Here is a 17,148-nt window from a genome sequence, read left to right on the forward strand (position 1 = left end):
TTCTCGGCCTCCGTCACAGATCAATATCGGTATCGTTCCGTTTTCTCCAGACTCTTGCCTTTTCCCCGGCCGCGGCGCTTTAGTAGTGTGACCGGCCACGTGAATCGGCCGGCTGGCGCAACCACAGAAAGCCGGTGATCACCGTGCGCCGAACAAAATTCGGAATCGTCGCCGCCACGGCGACGGCAGCCATGCTGGCAATGACGCCCGCAGCAGTAGCAGTACCCACCTCCACCGCAGCCTCGACCTGCGCAACCGTTTACTGGGGTTCCTTGGCCAAGACCAAGACCTTGTCCACCACGTCCGTCCTGACCAACGTGCGCACCGGCCAGCACACGTGCTACGACCGCATGGTCATCGACCTGAAGTCCAAGCCGGCCGGCTACACCGTGAAGTACGTCGACAAGTTCGTCGGCATCGCTTCCGGAATTGAAGTGAAGACCACCGGCGGGGCGAAGCTGCAGATCCAGCTCCATGCCCCGGCAAGCACCTCGTACAATCCAGGTGCCCAGGTCAAGACCCTGAACTACAAGACGTTCAAGCAGCAGGTCTGGCTGGGAAGCTTCGAAGGGGAAACCCTGCTCGGCGTCTCCACCCGGGCACGGCTTCCGATGCGTGCATTCCTGCTCAACGGCCCGGGGACATCCTCCCGGCTCGTGATCGACGTCGCCCACCAGTGGTGACCGCAAAAAATATTCGGTGCGGTTCGGCACTTTTTGCATGACGTTCCGCGTAACACCCCGTCAACCTGCTGACGAATGTGCCACGATGCTATGTATGAGCAGCACATTTGCCTATCAGCAGGTTGACGTTTTTGCGGCCACCGAATTCAACGGCAACGGCTTGGCCGTGGTCTTCGACGCCGACCATCTCAGCGACGACCAGATGCAGCGTTTCGCCAAGTGGGTCAATATGGCCGAGACCGTGTTCTTCGTCGAGCCGACCGAGGAGGAGGCTGACTACGCGATCCGCATTTTCACCCCGACGACGGAGCTGCCCTTCGCCGGCCATCCCACGCTCGGGGCCGCCCACGCCTGGCTGGAATCCGGCGGCGAACCGGGCCCCAGCGGCTCCCTGATCCAGGAGTGCCGCAGCGGCTTGATCCGGCTGCGCGTCGAGCGGAAAGGCACCGCCGAGCACTCCCAGCGCATCGCCTTCCTCGCTCCCCCGCTGACCCGTTCGGGCCCGCTGGAGCCCGACGTCCTGCAGTGGGCAATCTCCGGCCTGGGCCTGCAGCCCGAGGACGTCATCGACCATTCCTGGCTGGTCAACGGCCCCCAGCCGGCAGGCCTGGTGCTGCGCGACGCCGACGTGGTGCTGGCCATCGAACCGGATTTCGACGCCTTGGAAGGCCTCGAAGTCGGAGTCATCGGCCCGTACACCGCATCCAGCGTCTCCAACGGCAGCTGGCAACCGCGCCAGTCGGTCCTGCCGCGCCTGGCAGGCACCCGCGAGGAGCTGCTCCCGCTGGACTCCTCGGACCTCGAACGCTCCGAGGAACGGTTCGGCTCCGTGGTGATGCAGCCGCCGGCGGATTTCGAGGTCCGCAACTTCGTTCCCGGCGAAGCCGTCCCCGAGGACCCCGCCACCGGCAGCCTGAACGCCGCCTTCGGCGTCTGGCTGACCGAGACCGGCTACGCCCCGCAGCGCTACACGGTGCGCCAGGGCACCAGGGTGGGACGCGATGCGATCCTGCACGTCGAGGCCGACGACCAGGGCGTCTGGGTCAGCGGCGACGTGGTGACCAGGGTCTGCGGAACTGTGAGCTTCGACTGATTCAGCTTCAATAGTCTTCCTATTTATTTCGCATTGCGCCCGAACGCACTAGTCTTGACCAGTGCCACAAACAGCGAACACCCCCACTGAATTCAACAAGAAAGCCGCGTGGAACGCCCTCTGGGCGCTGGTCATCGGCTTCTTCATGATCCTTCTCGACACCACCATCGTCCATACGGCCATGCCGGCGATCATGGAGGACCTGGACGCCGACATCTCCAGCATCCTGTGGATCAATAGCGCCTACCTGCTGACCTTTGCGGTGCCGCTGCTGGTCACCGGGCGGCTGGGCGACCGCTTCGGTCCGCGCAACATCTACCTGATCGGCATGGTCATCTTCACCATCGCCTCGCTGTGGAGCGGCCTGTCCACGTCGCTGGCCTCGCTGATCCTGGCCCGTGCCGTCCAGGGGCTGGGCGCGGCACTGATCTCGCCGCAGTCCATGACCATGATTACCCGCTTGTTCCCCTATGCCCACCGCGGAGCGGCCATGGGCGTGTGGGGCGCGGTGGCCGGCATCGCCTCGCTGGTGGGCCCGATCGCCGGCGGCCTGCTGGTCGACTCGGCCGGCTGGGAATGGATCTTCTTCATCAACATCCCGATCGCCGTGGTCAGCATCGCCATGGTGCTCAAGTTCGTGCCCAAGCTCAAGCCGCAGGCGCACTCCTTCGACTGGATCGGCGTGGCGCTGTCCGCCATCGGCATGTTCAGCCTTGTCTACGGCATCCAGGAAGGCGACGCGACCAACTGGGAGCCGTTCATCGGCCCGATCAGCGCCTGGCACCTGATCATCTTCGGCATCCTGATGATGGCGCTGTTCGTCTGGTGGCAGTCCAAGACCAAGGCCGAGCCGCTGGTCCCGCTGCGCCTGTTCACGGTGCGCAACTTCTCGCTGGCGAATATCGCGATCACCTTCATGGGCTTGGCGATCGCCACCATCAGCCTGCCTATGGTGTTCTTCCTCCAGGATGTTCGCGGACTGACCCCGACCGAGTCAGCGCTGATGATCTCCCCCATGGCCGTGGTGGGCATCATCATGGCGCCGATGATCGGCAAGCACATCAACAAGTTCAACCCGCGCACCTTCGCCCTGCCGGGGTTCTTCCTGATGGGCGGTGGAACCATCGCCTACGCGTTGATGATGCACGCCGATATGCCGCTTTGGCTGCTGCTGATTCCTTCCGCGGTCCAGGGCTTCGGCTCGGCCATGATCTGGCCTTCGCTCTCGCTGGCCGCCACCCGGGACTTGACCGCCGTCGATGCGGGAGCAGGCTCCGGCATCTACAACACGACCAGGCAGATCGGTTCGGTGCTGGGATCGGCGCTGATCGCGTTCATGATGGATTCGAGGATCACCGCGCAGATCGGTGAACTGAATCAGCCCGCCGACCAAGCCGCGATCTTCGAAGCCACCTCGGTCGGGCTGGGCCAGGCGCTGATGCTGCCTGGCATCGTGGCGCTGGCCGCGATCTTCTCGGTGTTCTTCTTCAAGTCTCATCCGTCGGAGAGGAAGCTGCGCGGATAACGCCCCGGCTGGCTAAACCTCGCTTCACGCACACTGCCCCTGGCCACGAGTTCGTACTCGTGGTCAGGGGCAGTGTGTTCTGCTCTATTCCTGATCAAAAAATTTGATCAGGACAATGCCGATAAACAGGTTCAGGCTTCGCCGTTCGGCTTGTTGCCGCCCTTGAATTCCTCGACCTTCTCGCCGATCTTCTCCTGCGCGTCGGCGGCGAACTCCTTGACGTTCTCGCTGGCGTCGGCGGCGAACTCCTTGACATTTTCCGTCGCGTCCTCGGCGAACTCCTTCACGTTCTCCGCAGCGTCCTCCGCGAATTCCTTCACGTTCTCGACGGCCTCGCCCAGCTTCTTCTTCGCATCATCCAAGAAACCCATGCAACTCTCCTCATCACTAGAATCGGTTGTGACCACGGAAAATTAGTAGCCCAAGTATCAACTTATGCTGTCGCTCCGGGGCACCCAAGAACTTTGGCGAATTACTTCTTCTTGTTCTTGGCCTTCTTGGCGGAACGACGTCCGAAAATCAGCGCCACTGCCATGCCCGCAAGCCAGACGTCCTTGGCGAGGGCCGTGCCGTCCTGGGTCGGGCGGATGCCGTCGGATTCGGTGAGCCCCGGAGTGCGCAGATAGGAAGCCAGGATGACTCCGGAGAACGCTCCCAGCCCCAGGCCGGCGAGCCGCGAAGGAATCAGGGGCAACAGCAGCGCGCTGCCCAGCGAGATCTCTCCGATCGAGAGCATCTTGCCAAAGGCCGCCGGCTCCATTTCGCCCAGCTGCGGGACGCCGTTGGCCGCCATCTGCTGCAGGCCTGCGGCGCTGGCCTCGTCCAGGCGCAGCTTGTTGATGCCGCTATTGAGAATGAATGCGCCACTGACCAAACGTAGCGCTGCGTTTGCGATCGAGATTCCCATGGGGCCTCATTCCTTAGGTTCGTCATTGGCCGCCCGAACGGGTTGCCTTGTTGCTCAGCGTAGTCATCGACTTGGGTGTTCACAATCTTTTGCGTGTCGTTTTCAGCCAAGGGCAAGAATCCCGCTGCGGGAATCATGCTAGATTTTTGAATCATGATCCCCTCCTCCGCTGTGCCTTCCGCCGCCCTGAATCTGCTGATCACCCAAGGCTTCGATGCTACGAGTGTCGACGAGTTGGCGACCGCGGCGGGAATCTCGCGTTCAACCTTTTTCCGCCGTTTCGGCTCCAAGGAGAACATGGTGTTCGCGGATCAGGAAATGATCATCACGCATGTCGAAACGACCCTTGCCGCGTCCTCCGTGGATGCCACGCAGACGCTGATCGATGCCGCGCACGTGGTTTTCGACCAGTACACGGCCAATCCGGAGGCCGCCCAATTGCGCCACAAGCTGCTGTCCTCGGTGCCTTCGCTGCGCGAGCGCGAACTGGTATCCACGCATCGCTACGAACGGGCGTTCTACCAGTTCCTGGCCCGCCGCGATCTGGTGTCCACCCCGGCCGCCCACGCCCTGGGACTGGGGGTCAGCGCCGGCCTGGTGGCGATCCACAACGACCACCTGCGCATGTGGCTGCGCGAGCCGCACAGCACCGACCGCACGAAGCTCGCCCACGACGTTTTGATCTTCCTTGAACGCTTCTCCGACGTGCTCAATCCGAACGACGAATCGCGCAAACCAGCCAGCGCCGCCCCGAGCGTGGTGGTTTCAGTGCTGCCCGCCGGCGCGGACGAGCAGTCGATCCTGGACGCCGTCGCCAAGGCGCTGCGAGAACGCCAGCACTGACCTCGTCTCCGACGCAACACACCACATTTGAAACCTAGTATCTTGACATGACACTGCGTTCCACTACGCTTGGGGTAGAACATTATCTCCCAGGCCCCTAAGGAGCGCCCACATGACCCAGCAGCAGACCGGTTTCGCCTTCCCTTCCGGAGTCACCGAGCCGCAATACGACCTGTGGTCAGACGGGGTCAACATCGATCCCACCGGCATCTTCTCCGAGCTGTCCGAGGCTGACGCGGCCTGGCGCGCCAAGGCCCGCAAGTTCGTGCTCGACGAGGTCAAGGACGACATCCACGAGTACTGGGACAAGGCCGACTACCCGCTGCACCTGGTCAAGAAGCTGGGCGACGCCGATCTGCTGCGCGACGGCCTAGCGATCGAGGGCCGCCAGGAGATGAGCCCGCTGGCCGCTGGCCTGATCAATATGGAGATGGCCCGCGGCGACGGCTCGGTGGCCACGATCATCGGCGTGCAGGGCGGCCTGGCCCTGCGTTCGGTCATCTACTGCGGCAGCCCGGAGCAGATCGCCAAGTACGGCATGCCGATGCTCGCCGGCGAGCTGCCCGGCGCCTTCGCGCTGACCGAGCCGACCCATGGTTCGGACTCGGTGTCGCTGGAGACCGCAGCGCGCAAGGTCGAGGGCGGCTACGCCCTGAGCGGCGAGAAGAAGTGGATCGGCAACGGTTCCATCGGCGGGGTTTCCATCGTGTGGGCCCGCGACGAGGAGGGCAAGGTCCGCGGCTTCATTGTCCACCAGGAGGCCGAGGGATACCAGGCCGCCAACATCGAGAACAAGCTCTCTCTGCGCGCCATCTGGCAGGCGCACATCCGCATGGACGAGGTCTTCGTCCCCGACGAGGACGTGCTGCCCGAGGCCAAGAGCTTCAAGGACACCTCGCGCGTGCTGTTCGCGACCCGCCTGGGTGTCGCCTGGGCCGCCGTGGGGCACGCCACGGCCTGCTACGAAAGCGCGGTGAACTACGCCAAGCAGCGCATCCAGTTCGGCCGCCCGCTGGCCGCCAGCCAGATCGTGCAGGAGCGCCTGGCGCGCATGCAGTCCGAGCTGGCCACCATCCAGCTGCTGGTCATGCAGGCCACCAAGCGCGAAGCATCCGGCGAGCTGACCGGCCCGCAGGCTTCGCTCGCCAAATACACCGCGACCCGCACCGCGCGATCGATCGCCTCTAACGCCCGGGACCTGCTGGGCGGCAACGGCATCCTGACCAGCAACCGCGTGGCGCGCCACTTCGCCGATGTGGAGGCAATCCACACCTACGAAGGCACCGAGACCGTCCAGGCCCTGATCATGGGCCGCGACATCACCGGCATCTCCGCCTTCGCCTAAGCCGCCCTACGGCACACCGGCTTCCGGGCTCCGCGCACCTCGCGCGGGGCCCGGCTCGCTTTAAGCCCTGCCTCCGGCCTCGCGCTTCAGCCTGTTCTTGGTCGACGCGGTCGCCACGTGCTCCCAGGGGTTCTCCGGCCAGGGGTGGCGCGGATAGCGCCCACGCATTTCGGAGCGGACCTGCGCATAGGGGCCATTGAAGAAGCTGACCAGGTCGTCGGTGACCGCCAGCGGCCGTCCCGCGGGCGAGAGCAGGTGGAACTGCACCGGCAGCTTCTGGCGCACCAGCTTGGGCGAATTCTCCATCCCGAAGCATTCCTGCAGCTTCACCGAGACCACCGCCGGTCCGGCGTCGCCCACCGGCGGGTAGGCCACGGTGATCCGCGATCCGGAGGGCACCTGCAGGCGCTGCGGCACCAGCTCATCGAAGTCGTGGGCGTGCTCCCAGGGCAACAGCGTGCGCAGCGCGGAATGCAGCTCGATCTTCGCCGCGCTCTTGCCGGCGGCCAGCTGGCGCAGCGCCGGGGTCAGCCAGTCCTCGGCGCGGGCGATCAGCGAGGCCTCGTCCATCGGGGCGAAGGGCTCGCCCAGCAGCCGGTGCGCCACCGCCATCCGCCGGCGCAGCGCCTCGAAACCTTCTTGCGTCCCGAACACCGCCAGGCCCTGTTCGGCGAGCGCTGCCTGCGCCGCCTGCAGCCCCAGCTCCCCGGTCACCTTGATCGGCTTGGAAGACAGTTCGATCTCGCCGAAGGACTCGATCCTGCGGGCGCTGATCCTGCCGTCGAGCAGCTGCGCGGTGTCGCGGATCCGGTGCATTTGCGGCAGCAGCTCGCAGGCCGTGTCGAAGTCGATGCCCGCGGCCTTGCGGATCATCGCTCCCCCGCCGGTTCGGGAGACCTCGGCCACCGCCAGGTATTCGAAATGCTCCAGATGGCTGCCGCGCGGCAGCGAGGCCCTGGTGCCGGAGGCCAGCAGGTATTCGGCCGGCCCCATGCGGCGCGCGATCCACTGCGGATAGGCCAGTGCGCAGATCCCAGCCACGGCGTCCGCCGCCGCCTGCGGCCGGGCCGCGTTGCCGTCTTTCCCTGCCGGGGCCAGCGCGGCCAGCCGCTTGGCCTCCCGGGCCCAACTGCGGTGCCCGGGGTGGGAGGTGCGCCGCAGCGCCGCGAGCAGCTCGCCGAGGTCGGCGCTGGCCACCCGTTCGGATCCCGCCAGCATCGCGACCACCTCTGCGGCGGCCTTCGCGCCGAAGCGCGCGGTGCCTTCCAGCAGCGCCCTGGCGGTACGGGGATCGGTGGGGATCTTGGACATGCGTTCGCCCAGCGCGGTGATCCGGCCGGATTCGTCCACGGCGTCCAGCGCGTGGAGCACCTGCTCGTCGGCGCGCATGGTCGCGACCGGAGGCTGCTCCCACATGGACAGTCCTTCCCCGCGTGGAGCGCCCCAGGCGGCCAGGGTCAGCCCGGCGTCCACCAGGTCCGCGGTGCGGATCTCGGGGGTCGAGTGCGCCGGGGCCGCGGCGAAGGACTTCGCATCCAGGGTGCGCACCACCGTGCCGGGTCCCAGGCGTCCGGCGCGGCCGGCCCGTTGGGTGGCGGCGGCACGGCTTGACACCACGGTGACCAGGCCGCTGAAACCGCGGCCTTCGTCACGGCGCGGTTCCCGGGAGTAGCCTGCATCCACCACCAGGTGCACCCGCGGCACGGTCACCGAGGATTCGGCGATGGATGTGGACACGATGATGCGCGCCGGTTCCGCAACGTCGGGGACGCCGAGGATCGAGTCCTGCTCGCGGGAGGAGATCTGCGAGTGCAGCGCGAAGCTGCGCGCGCCGGAGGCTTCGAGGTACGAGCAGACCCGCTGCACCTCCCCGGCGCCGGGCAGGAACACCAGGGTGTCCAGCGGCTGCCCGGCAGCGCGGTTGGCCAGCTCGGAGTGCTTGAGCGCGCTGCGGGCCACATGCCTCAGGTAGTCGTGGGAGAGCCCGCGCTCGGTATTGCGCTGGCCGGAGAAGCTATCGAACAGTTCCTGGACCGGGAACTGGGCGCTCTGGGCGCTGAGCACCGGTGCCGGGGCGTCCCGGGCGAGCAGCTGGGAGAGCTCCTGCGCGTGCAGGGTGGCGCTCATGACCACCAAGCTCAGGTCGTCGCGCAGTTCGGATACCTGGTTGGCCATGGCCAGCAGCAGGTCTGTGTCGATGGAGCGCTCGTGGACCTCGTCGATGATCAGCGCGCTGACGCCGTCCAGGTCCGGGTCGGCCAGCAGGCGGCGCAGCATCAGGCCCGCGGTGGCGAATTCGACCTTGGTGCGGTCGCTGAGCATGCGTTCGCCGCGAACGGAGAAGCCCACCCGGTCCCCGAGCTTGGAGCCGTCGAGCTGCGCCAGGCGCCGGGCCGCGGCGCGTGCTGCCACGCGGCGCGGCTGGGTGACGACGACCCGTCCGTCAAGCCCGCGGCCTGCCAGCGCATTGGCCACGGTGGGCGGCACGATGGTCGTTTTGCCGGATCCAGGGGGTGCCTGGATCACCAGCGGCTGGGCCGGGTCGGCCTTGACGCTGTTGAACAGCTCGTGGCGGCTCGGGCCGAAGGCCAGGCCGCGGGAGACCGCGTCGAGGTCGAATAGCGCTGAACTCATCGCCGACGGCCGTTCCAGAAGGACTCGATGGCTTGGACCACCGGTTCGATGGGGAACAGCGTGCTGCCGTGGGTGCGCCCGGGCAGGGCGACCATGCGTGCGTTGGGCAACGTGTGGGCCATGATCTTGTTCTGGTCGAAGCGCGGCTGGTCGCGGGTGCCGATCAGCAGCAGGGTAGGGACGCGGATCTGGGCCAGCTCGGCCAGCTCGACGTTCTGGACCGTTTCCGCCGCCTCGTAGTAGGCGGCCAGGGCCAGCGGGTCGTTGGACTTGAACGCCATCCGGGTGGCGGGATCCAGGCGTCCGCGCGTTTCCTGGCCGGTGACGAAGCCTTCGATGTCCCCGTCGCGCAGCACCTGAAGGTAGCCGGGAAAAAAGAGCTTGCCGATTTCGCCCGGGGTGATTTCGAAGGTGCCGCCGAGCATGATCAACGACAGCACCGAGGCCGGAGAGGTCATTGCCAGATGCAGCCCGGTGCGCGCGCCGAACGAGTACCCGACCACGTGAACGGATTCCAGGCCTAGATGGTCCAGGAGCGCATGGATGTCCCCCATAACCTTTTCCATCGTGTAGTCGGCGACGTCGTGGGACTTGGAGGAGCGGCCGTGGCCGCGCAGGTCCATCCGGATGTTGCGATGACCCGCGCCCAAGGTCTTGGTGTAGCCCAGACCGCGCCAGATGGATCGCGAAAGGGCGGAACCGTGCAGGTACAGGATCGGCTCGCCATCGGCAGCATCGTCGTCGAAGAAGATTTCTGCACCGTCAGCGGGGTTCTTGATCATCGGCATACCCTCGATTAAATCCCTTCCTTTCCTCCGAAGGAAATCGCCTGTCCTTCCCAACCCTCGACAACCTGGGCTAGAAGGAGAACACTGAGGTTACAGTGGCTTGGCCATTTGCCGGCCACGCGTTGAGAGCTATGAAAGGGGCATGACATGAGCGAGCAACCCAATGGAGAGGATCTCGAGAAGAAGCTGCACGACGAGCATGACGAGCAGCTGGTCGAGGAATGGGAAGACGAGTCATTCCCGGCCTCCGACCCACCCTCGAATTACTAGCCACCAATCGTTCAAGCTGTCGCACACGCGACTCTCAGGTTATCTCAAGCCTTCGCTCCTAGTGTTGGTACTACCTTCTCAAGGTGCGAGTGATCTGGAAGAACCGATCTGCGCAGGCGTTACCTCCTTGGCCTGACAGATCGGTTCTTCATTTAATCCGGCAACCAGCCCCGAACCAATAGCCAACTGGTTAGAACCATCGGTCCACCAGCCACTCTTGGTTGTCATAAAGCCCTAGCTGATCTGCACAAAGATAGACTTCAAGAACCGGCTAAGCTGGCCGTGGCTGCATGGTACCCCCCATAAACCATGCAGTTGCGGGATGCGGAAGCGCCCCCAAGCTTTCGTATCACAGGGCCCATCGCATGCCACGCGCAGGCGGTGGGTCCGCTCATCCCCACATTCCTTCCGCATATTCCTTCCGAGAGATTCGGTTTCCACCCTGAAATGTCTCAAAAATCTGACATATGGTGGAGCAGAGAGATTTCTCCATCGCACTGATCGGCTTCAGCCGGCAGAAAGGTTTTTCGTGGAATACGAGATCGTCAACCCCGTCAACGACACCCACCGCCCCTATGTGGCCGCGGCGGACCGCTACGAGCACTTCGGATACCGTCGCGTCGGCGAGTCGGGCCTCATGCTGCCACCCCTCTCCCTCGGTCTGTGGTGGAACTTCGGCGACAACCGGACCTTTGATTCGCAGCGCGAGATCCTGCGTCATGCGTTCGACCACGGAATCACGCACTTCGACCTGGCCAATAACTACGGTCCGCCGGCGGGATCGGCCGAGGAGAACTTCGGCCGCATGCTGCGCAAGGACTTCAAGCCTTACCGCAACGAACTGGTCATCTCTTCCAAAGCCGGTTGGGACATGTGGGCCGGCCCCTTCGGAACCCTGGGATCACGCAAGTACCTGACCGCCTCCTGCGACGCCTCGCTGGAGAAACTGGGTCTGGACTACGTGGATATCTTCTATTCCCACCGCTTCGATCCAAAGACGCCACTTGAGGAAACCATCGGGGCGCTGGATACGCTGGTGCGTTCCGGCAAGGCGCTGTACGTCGGCATTTCGTCCTACTCAGCCGAGCGCACGGCTCAGGCCAAGGCGATCGCGAAGGATCTGGGGACCCCGCTGGTGATCCACCAGCCGTCCTACAACATCCTGAACCCATGGGTGGAGCACGGTCTGCTGCAAACGCTGGCAGAAGAGAACATGGGAGCCATCGCCTTCACCCCGCTGGCACAGGGGCTACTGACCGACAAGTACCTGACCACGACCGACGTCCAGCGCCAAGGCGGCCGCCGGGCGCTGACCGAGCAGCTGACCGATGAGAACCTGGCCAAGATCCGCCGCCTGAACGACGTGGCTCAGCGCCGTGGCCAGTCACTGGCCCAAATGGCCATCGCCTGGCTGCTGCGCGACGGAGCCGCAACCTCGGTGCTGATCGGAGCTTCATCCACCAAGCAGCTGGACGAGAACCTCGGCGCCTTGAAGAACGTCGATTTCACGCAAGCCGAGCTGGACGAAATCGCGCAGATCGCCCAGGGCGATGCAGGCATCGACTGGTGGCGCAGCTCCGCCATCGGCTAAATGAGGACTGCGCGAACCCGCATGGTGATCTGAAAGTGTCGCGCTGGTCTGGAGAATTTTCCGGTCAGTGCGACATTTTCTGTCTCTCCATCACTTCCTAGTGAAAGTTCGTTTAGCGCAGCGATTCCATGCTGGCAGATTCTGCATTGTATGGATAAGCTCAGAGTGGACGCGATATGAAGTGAATTACATTCATTTATTGGTTATAGTTCAATAACAACCAGCTACGTTCGCGTAAAACCGACCAACATGCACAAAGACAGGAGCATCGATGAGCGCCCCAACCTACAAGGTCTTGAACCCGGCGACCGGCGAGGTAGTCGAGGAATTCGACGTTGCCACCGATGAGCAGATCGAGCAGGCACTAGCTTCCGCGCAGTCCGCATACGAGTCCTGGCAGAACGTTGACATCGACGAGCGCGCCAAGGTCGTTTCCAAGGTCGGTGCGCTCTTCGCCGAGCGCGCGGAAGAACTAGGCAAGATCATGACCACCGAGATGGGCAAACCGCTGTCCGAGGCGGTGGGCGAGGCCCAGTTCTGCCAGGAGATCTTCGAATACTTCGCTTCCGAGGGCCCGACCCTCGCGGCGGACCAGGAGATCAAGTCCTTCTCCGGCGGCAAGGCCATCGTCCAGAAGCTGCCCGTAGGCCCGCTTCTGGGCATCATGCCGTGGAACTTCCCGCTGTACCAGGTCGCACGCTTCGCCGCACCGAACCTGATGCTGGGCAATACCATTCTGCTGAAGCATGCAGAATCCTGCCCACGTTCGGCTCTGGCCATCCAGGAAATCATGGATGAAGCCGGCGTTCCGGCAGGCGTGTACAACAACGTGTTCGCCACCCACGACCAGATCTCCACCATCATCGCCGACAGCCGTATCCAGGGTGTTTCCCTGACCGGTTCGGAGCGCGCAGGCGCCATCATCGGCGAGCAGGCAGGCCGCAACCTGAAGAAGGCAGTGCTGGAGCTCGGCGGTTCTGATCCGTTCGTGGTTCTGGATTCGGATGACGTGGCCGGCATTGCCGAAACAGCCTGGGGCTTCCGCATCGACAACACCGGCCAGGCATGCAATTCGAACAAGCGCATGATCGTCATGGAAGACATCTACGACGAGTTCGTCTCCGAGCTGACCAAGCGTGCCGAGGGCCTGAAGCCCGGCGACCCGATGAAGGAAGAGGACGGATCGTTCGCACCGATGTCCTCGCGCAAGGCCGCCGAAGACCTGCACGCACAAGTACAGGACGCAGTTTCCAAGGGCGCAACCCTGCACGCCGGTGGCGTGCTGCATGACGGTCCTTCAGCGTACTACTCCCCTGCCGTGCTCACCGGTGTCACCAAGGAAATGCGCGCCTACTACGAGGAGCTGTTCGGCCCGGTCGCAGTGGTCTACAAGGTAACCAGCGACGAGGAAGCTGCGGAGCTGGCCAACGACACCATCTACGGCCTGGGCGGCTCGGTGCACTCCACCGACGAAGCCCGCGCCGCAAAGGTTGCCCAGAAGCTTCAGGTCGGCATGTCCAACGTCAATGCCGCCAGCGCAGAAGGCGCTGAAATGCCATTCGGCGGAGTCAAGCGCTCGGGCTTCGGCCGCGAGCTTGGCCCGCTGGGCATGGAAGAGTTCGTCAACAAGCGTCTGTTCTACGTAGGCGAGTAGCCCGTTCTACATAGGCTGATATTCGCCTAACGGCCACTAAATAGAAGGTGCGCTCCTGAGGAGGAGCGCACCTTCTGCCTATTCGGTCATTCAAGCTGAAACAGGTATCTTCGCTGTTTCTAATTCATCCTGCTTTGTTTCTCCGGTTTGAATTTGTTCCGGCATAGGGCGTCGACCCCCGAATACCTTTCTCCAGCAGCCTGCCAGCCAAGCCTGCACGGTAAGCCATGAAGTGCTGGATACCAAAACTGCGTCGGCGGACGCCATGATTCCGGAGAAGAACGGCAGTCCCATGACGACCGCAATACCGAGGTGCATCCCCAAGACCAGCACTAGTGCGATACGCCGACTGAGCTTGTTAAATAGCATGAAGGGAAAAGCAATCTGGATGATAACGGTCATGTAGGTAATCAGCACTACGACCCATGCATTCCACGTGATCAGCGAGCTTAGCCACGGAAATACGCCGTAGGCTTCCGAGCTGATCGGATAGTACATAGCCGTGCCTTCTTGCCATAGCGCACCCTGAACCTTGTACATCCCGGCTTCGAAGTACACAATGCATAACTGGGCAACCACAAGACACAGCGACAAGTTATGGAGAATCGTCGCGAATTCACGCTCACGCTTCTTTTTTGCCTTTCGATTCGTAAGCCATGAATCGAGTGACCAACGCTTAGATAAGTCCGCGAAGATCAGATAAATGAGCATGATTCGGATAAAGTAGTTCCCGCCATCTGAAATGGGCGTGTTTTGAGCATTGATGGCGGTATAGAAGACAAAGAGCAACGGCGTGACAAACCGAGTCTTCCAGCCAATCATGAACGCCACAGCCAGCAGGATCGCTGCAACATACCAGGTTACGAACAGCCCCATGCTTGCATCTCGAAGAATGTCCAAGGGCCATGGGTAACCCAGCACTGAACGGTATGGTTCCATATAGGCTGATCCGGGACCCCAGATCTTGGCAGCGACCGGCGCATTTACCAATAGCCAACCGAGAATCAAGGCACCAGAAACCATTCGCATTACGGCCAGCCCATACGAGGCTTTCCGATCGACCGAGAACCAATCATAAATCCACTTCAAGCCATCGGTTGGTAGTCCTCGATGGCTCTTGATCCATGCAAGAACTGATGGATACTGATTCGGTGTATTATTCATTTCCATACCGCCAGAGTCTGCTCGTCGAATTCTTTCGCATCGCGCCAACCGATGTACACCTCTGAGACCTTGTTTTTATGCCCTTCCTCGTGGCGCAGGTTAAAAGGTGTCACGGACTCGCGCCGCAATTTAATTTCGACCATCGAGGCTCCGCCCCATTGCTCTTGCGCATAGAGCGTCGCGAACCCAACAGCGGTGTCTTCCATGCGTTTGTATGCACGGAGGCTAGTCCGCTCAGATGCCGAATATTTCTCGGCCGCTTCGCCAGAATCTAGGTCCGTTCCGAATACGGGGACACCGAGTACAAAGGGTTTCTCGATTTCTTTCTTGGCTTCAGAGCTGAGATCGGAAACTGCACCCCACAATCGTCCGTGGATTGCTTTTGATTGCTTGGCTTCTCTATTCGAAAACACGTTCCCTGCTCGGGACACCATTTCTTCAGCAGTGACATCCCTCCACTCGGTGAATTCAGCACCGTTCTTTGCGCCTGCCGCACAGGTTTTCCCATCCGACACGCAAGCTCGCATGGTGAAGTATTCGTCTTGGGAGTATGGCCCTGGAGCGAACAAGCTCCATCCTTGATCGAGTGGACCCAGAAAGTACTTGTTGAGCTCGGGTTGCAGCGAACTCTTAATAGGAGTCGAGGGGCCCGTAAACGCGAGTGTTGCACCGATGTGTGCCATCGCCAACAATCCAGCAATCAGCAGCACAGCCATAGATAGGATCTTCGGTTTATTTTTTCTTTGCCGCATGGGGCCCTTCTTTGTTACAAACATTCACACAAAAGTCGTGAACACTCGAGGAGTAAACTGCGAAGCGGAAGGGGCATCCGAAGATGCCCCTTCCTCTTACTGACTAATTCCTAATGCCCTATGCCTTTCGCTTGCGGGCCAATAGGCGAGCTGCAACCCCTAGGAGAACCAGCAAGAGAGCTCCTGCTCCAAGGACAAGTGCCCCGTTGGAACCAGTGTTCGCAAGTTGGTCGCCCTTAGCGTCGTTATCCTTAGAACCATTTCCGTTCTCGGAAGCATTCTCACCCGCGTTATCCGCAGTGTTCACATCGGTGTTCTCAACCGCGTTATCCGCAGTGTTCACATCGGTGTTCTCAACCGCGTTATCCGCAGTATTCACATCGGTGTTCTCAACCGCGTTATCCGCAGTATTCACATCGGTGTTCTCAGCCGCGTTATCCGCAGTATTCACGTCCGTGTTCGCATCGGTGTTCGCATCGGTGTTCTCAACCGCGTTATCCGCAGTATTCACATCGGCGTTCTCAACCGCGTTATCCGCAGTGTTGTCAGCGCCGCTCTCGGCTTCCACGACGCTGAACGTGGTGAAAGCATACGAGCCAGTTTCCACGTCCGTAAGAATCAAGATGTAATTGCCTAACTCGATATCAGCGGTATCCACCATGAAGGAGATATCGCCAGCATCATCGGCAGTTATTTCTGGTGGCAGTGCTGCGGCCATGGCCTTAGTCATTGAGGTTTCGGTTGCACCAAGAGCACTCTGCTGGATGCTCACACTTCCGCCAGGCGTAAAGCCCTTAGCCGTCACTTCGCCCGACTCGCCCTTGATCAAGCGGTTCGGTGTAATGTCTACGGCGACATCAAGTGGTGCTTCATCCGACAGCTTGACTTCGAAGTATTCGTTGTAGGTTTTGCCAGTTTCAGGATCGGTGACTTCAATGATGTAGATTCCTTCTGGCAGTCCTTCGGTGCTGAAGTTGTGCTTGAAGTGTCCCTTGCCATCAGCTGAGAGCCTGAGGTCCAGGACAGGATCGCCCTCACCATTGACATTCTTTACCTTGAGTTCCACTGGGGCATCCGGAGCGAATTTGTCACCGATGAAGGTCACGTCATCCCCTGCTTCGACACTGTTTGGCAGCACAGTAAGTGTCGGATGCTCCGTATTATCCGCGGTGTTGTCTGCGGTGTTCGCATCGGTGTTCTCAGCCGCGTTATCCGCAGTGTTCACATCCGTGTTCGCATCGGTGTTCGCAGCCGCGTTATCCGCAGTGTTCACATCCGTGTTCGCATCGGTGTTCGCAGCCGCGTTATCCGCAGTGTTCACATCCGTGTTCGCATCGGTGTTCGCATCGGTGTTCGCAGCCGCGTTATCCGCAGTGTTCGCATCCGTGTTCGCATCGGTGTTCGCAGCCGCGTTATCCGCAGTGTTCACATCCGTGTTCGCATCGGTGTTCGCATCGGTGTTCGCAGCCGCGTTATCCGCAGTGTTCGCATCCGTGTTCGCATCGGTGTTCGCAGCCGCGTTATCCGCAGTGTTCACATCCGTGTTCGCATCGGTGTTCGCAGCCGCGTTATCCGCAGTGTTCACATCCGTGTTCGCATCGGTGTTCTCAGCCGCGTTATCCGCAGTGTTCACATCCGTGTTCGCATCGGTGTTCGCAGCCGCGTTATCCGCAGTGTTCACATCCGTGTTCGCATCGGTGTTCTCAGCCGCGTTATCCGCAGTGTTCACATCCGTGTTCGCATCGGTGTTCGCAGCCGCGTTATCCGCAGTGTTCACATCCGTGTTCGCATCGGTGTTCGCAGCCGCGTTATCCGCAGTGTTCACATCCGTGTTCGCATCGGTGTTCGCAGCCGCGTTATCCGCAGTGTTCACATCCGTGTTCGCATCGGTGTTCGCAG

General features: G+C 61.9%; 15 protein-coding genes and 1 CRISPR repeat array (1 of these 16 running past the window's edge). Of the genes, 8 read left to right on the forward strand and 7 right to left on the reverse strand.

Annotated features, from left to right (window positions below; translation table 11 throughout):
• The first annotated feature begins 143 nt into the window (after window positions 1–143).
• From DFO58_RS17505 to DFO58_RS17515, 3 genes are all read left to right on the forward strand, one after another.
• Window positions 144–683 (forward strand): hypothetical protein, encoded by a 540-nt coding sequence (locus DFO58_RS17505; protein ID WP_286163660.1) that lies wholly within the window; start codon window positions 144–146, stop codon window positions 681–683.
• Window positions 684–777: 94 nt separating this feature from the next.
• A complete protein-coding gene (locus DFO58_RS17510) occupies window positions 778–1,776 on the forward strand; it encodes a PhzF family phenazine biosynthesis protein (RefSeq protein WP_231735905.1) in 999 nt (332 codons plus the stop codon).
• 61 nt (window positions 1,777–1,837) lie between these two features.
• Window positions 1,838–3,301 (forward strand): MFS transporter, encoded by a 1,464-nt coding sequence (locus DFO58_RS17515; RefSeq protein ID WP_120991870.1) that lies wholly within the window; start codon window positions 1,838–1,840, stop codon window positions 3,299–3,301.
• 131 nt (window positions 3,302–3,432) lie between these two features.
• On the opposite strand, the gene DFO58_RS17520 is transcribed toward DFO58_RS17515, so the two are convergent.
• Window positions 3,433–3,672, reverse strand: a complete 240-nt coding sequence (locus DFO58_RS17520; RefSeq protein WP_120991871.1) for a hypothetical protein — start codon at window positions 3,670–3,672, stop codon at window positions 3,433–3,435.
• A gap of 101 nt (window positions 3,673–3,773) precedes the next feature.
• Window positions 3,774–4,208: a hypothetical protein gene (locus DFO58_RS17525; protein WP_120991872.1), complete on the reverse strand. Its 435-nt coding sequence runs from the start codon at window positions 4,206–4,208 to the stop codon at window positions 3,774–3,776.
• 153 nt (window positions 4,209–4,361) lie between these two features.
• Here DFO58_RS17525 and DFO58_RS17530 point away from each other — a divergent pair, with 153 nt between their 5' ends.
• Both DFO58_RS17530 and DFO58_RS17535 read left to right on the forward strand, forming a co-directional pair.
• On the forward strand, window positions 4,362–5,051 hold the full coding sequence (locus DFO58_RS17530) for a TetR family transcriptional regulator (RefSeq protein ID WP_120991873.1): 690 nt from the start codon (window positions 4,362–4,364) through the stop codon (window positions 5,049–5,051).
• A gap of 112 nt (window positions 5,052–5,163) precedes the next feature.
• On the forward strand, window positions 5,164–6,396 hold the full coding sequence (locus DFO58_RS17535; protein ID WP_053798692.1) for an acyl-CoA dehydrogenase family protein: 1,233 nt from the start codon (window positions 5,164–5,166) through the stop codon (window positions 6,394–6,396).
• Between the two features lie 60 nt (window positions 6,397–6,456).
• On the opposite strand, the gene hrpB is transcribed toward DFO58_RS17535, so the two are convergent.
• Window positions 6,457–9,030 carry an ATP-dependent helicase HrpB gene (gene hrpB / locus DFO58_RS17540; protein WP_120991874.1) on the reverse strand — a complete coding sequence of 858 codons (2,574 nt, stop codon included), beginning with the start codon at window positions 9,028–9,030 and terminating at the stop codon, window positions 6,457–6,459.
• The gene (locus DFO58_RS17545; RefSeq protein ID WP_052772588.1) at window positions 9,027–9,812 is read right to left on the reverse strand and encodes an alpha/beta hydrolase; all 786 of its coding nucleotides are present in this window, start codon (window positions 9,810–9,812) and stop codon (window positions 9,027–9,029) included. The genes hrpB and DFO58_RS17545 overlap by 4 nt, the downstream gene beginning before the upstream one ends.
• A gap of 153 nt (window positions 9,813–9,965) precedes the next feature.
• Here DFO58_RS17545 and DFO58_RS18850 point away from each other — a divergent pair, with 153 nt between their 5' ends.
• The 3 genes from DFO58_RS18850 (at window position 9,966) to DFO58_RS17555 (ending at window position 13,333) form a co-directional block, all read left to right on the forward strand.
• Window positions 9,966–10,088, forward strand: a complete 123-nt coding sequence (locus tag DFO58_RS18850; protein ID WP_272926234.1) for a hypothetical protein — start codon at window positions 9,966–9,968, stop codon at window positions 10,086–10,088.
• Window positions 10,089–10,617: 529 nt separating this feature from the next.
• Window positions 10,618–11,679: an L-glyceraldehyde 3-phosphate reductase gene (gene mgrA, locus DFO58_RS17550; RefSeq protein WP_120991875.1), complete on the forward strand. Its 1,062-nt coding sequence runs from the start codon at window positions 10,618–10,620 to the stop codon at window positions 11,677–11,679.
• A 271-nt stretch (window positions 11,680–11,950) separates the two neighbouring features.
• Window positions 11,951–13,333 (forward strand): NAD-dependent succinate-semialdehyde dehydrogenase, encoded by a 1,383-nt coding sequence (locus DFO58_RS17555; RefSeq protein ID WP_120991876.1) that lies wholly within the window; start codon window positions 11,951–11,953, stop codon window positions 13,331–13,333.
• Window positions 13,334–13,423: 90 nt separating this feature from the next.
• Here DFO58_RS17555 and DFO58_RS17560 read toward each other — a convergent pair whose 3' ends face one another.
• From DFO58_RS17560 to DFO58_RS17570, 3 genes are all read right to left on the reverse strand, one after another.
• Window positions 13,424–14,503 (reverse strand): HTTM domain-containing protein, encoded by a 1,080-nt coding sequence (locus DFO58_RS17560; RefSeq protein ID WP_113608152.1) that lies wholly within the window; start codon window positions 14,501–14,503, stop codon window positions 13,424–13,426.
• Window positions 14,494–15,213 (reverse strand): DUF5819 family protein, encoded by a 720-nt coding sequence (locus DFO58_RS17565; RefSeq protein ID WP_120991877.1) that lies wholly within the window; start codon window positions 15,211–15,213, stop codon window positions 14,494–14,496. Before DFO58_RS17565 ends, DFO58_RS17560 begins: the two co-directional genes overlap by 10 nt.
• A 154-nt stretch (window positions 15,214–15,367) precedes the next feature.
• Window positions 15,368–16,354 carry a hypothetical protein gene (locus DFO58_RS17570; RefSeq protein WP_147407330.1) on the reverse strand — a complete coding sequence of 329 codons (987 nt, stop codon included), beginning with the start codon at window positions 16,352–16,354 and terminating at the stop codon, window positions 15,368–15,370.
• Between the two features lie 65 nt (window positions 16,355–16,419).
• A CRISPR array of direct repeats spans window positions 16,420–17,148; the repeat unit is 29 nt; unit sequence TGTTCACATCCGTGTTCGCATCGGTGTTC (it continues 212 nt past the right edge of the window).

The organism is Arthrobacter sp. AG1021, assembly GCF_003633665.1.
Taxonomy (GTDB): Bacteria; Actinomycetota; Actinomycetes; order Actinomycetales; family Micrococcaceae; genus Glutamicibacter; species Glutamicibacter soli.

Excerpts from the sequence above, each read along its gene's own strand:
- DFO58_RS17555 (WP_120991876.1), top strand. The coding sequence starts at position 11,951 with ATGAGCGCCCCAACCTACAAGGTCTTGAACCCGGCGACCGGCGAGGTA.
- DFO58_RS17545 (WP_052772588.1), bottom strand. The coding sequence starts at position 9,812 with ATGATCAAGAACCCCGCTGACGGTGCAGAAATCTTCTTCGACGACGAT.
- DFO58_RS18850 (WP_272926234.1), top strand. The coding sequence starts at position 9,966 with ATGAGCGAGCAACCCAATGGAGAGGATCTCGAGAAGAAGCTGCACGAC.
- DFO58_RS17535 (WP_053798692.1), top strand. The coding sequence starts at position 5,164 with ATGACCCAGCAGCAGACCGGTTTCGCCTTCCCTTCCGGAGTCACCGAG.
- DFO58_RS17530 (WP_120991873.1), top strand. The coding sequence starts at position 4,362 with ATGATCCCCTCCTCCGCTGTGCCTTCCGCCGCCCTGAATCTGCTGATC.
- DFO58_RS17560 (WP_113608152.1), bottom strand. The coding sequence starts at position 14,503 with ATGGAAATGAATAATACACCGAATCAGTATCCATCAGTTCTTGCATGG.
- DFO58_RS17520 (WP_120991871.1), bottom strand. The coding sequence starts at position 3,672 with ATGGGTTTCTTGGATGATGCGAAGAAGAAGCTGGGCGAGGCCGTCGAG.
- hrpB (WP_120991874.1), bottom strand. The coding sequence starts at position 9,030 with ATGAGTTCAGCGCTATTCGACCTCGACGCGGTCTCCCGCGGCCTGGCC.
- DFO58_RS17565 (WP_120991877.1), bottom strand. The coding sequence starts at position 15,213 with ATGGCTGTGCTGCTGATTGCTGGATTGTTGGCGATGGCACACATCGGT.
- DFO58_RS17525 (WP_120991872.1), bottom strand. The coding sequence starts at position 4,208 with ATGGGAATCTCGATCGCAAACGCAGCGCTACGTTTGGTCAGTGGCGCA.
- DFO58_RS17510 (WP_231735905.1), top strand. The coding sequence starts at position 778 with ATGAGCAGCACATTTGCCTATCAGCAGGTTGACGTTTTTGCGGCCACC.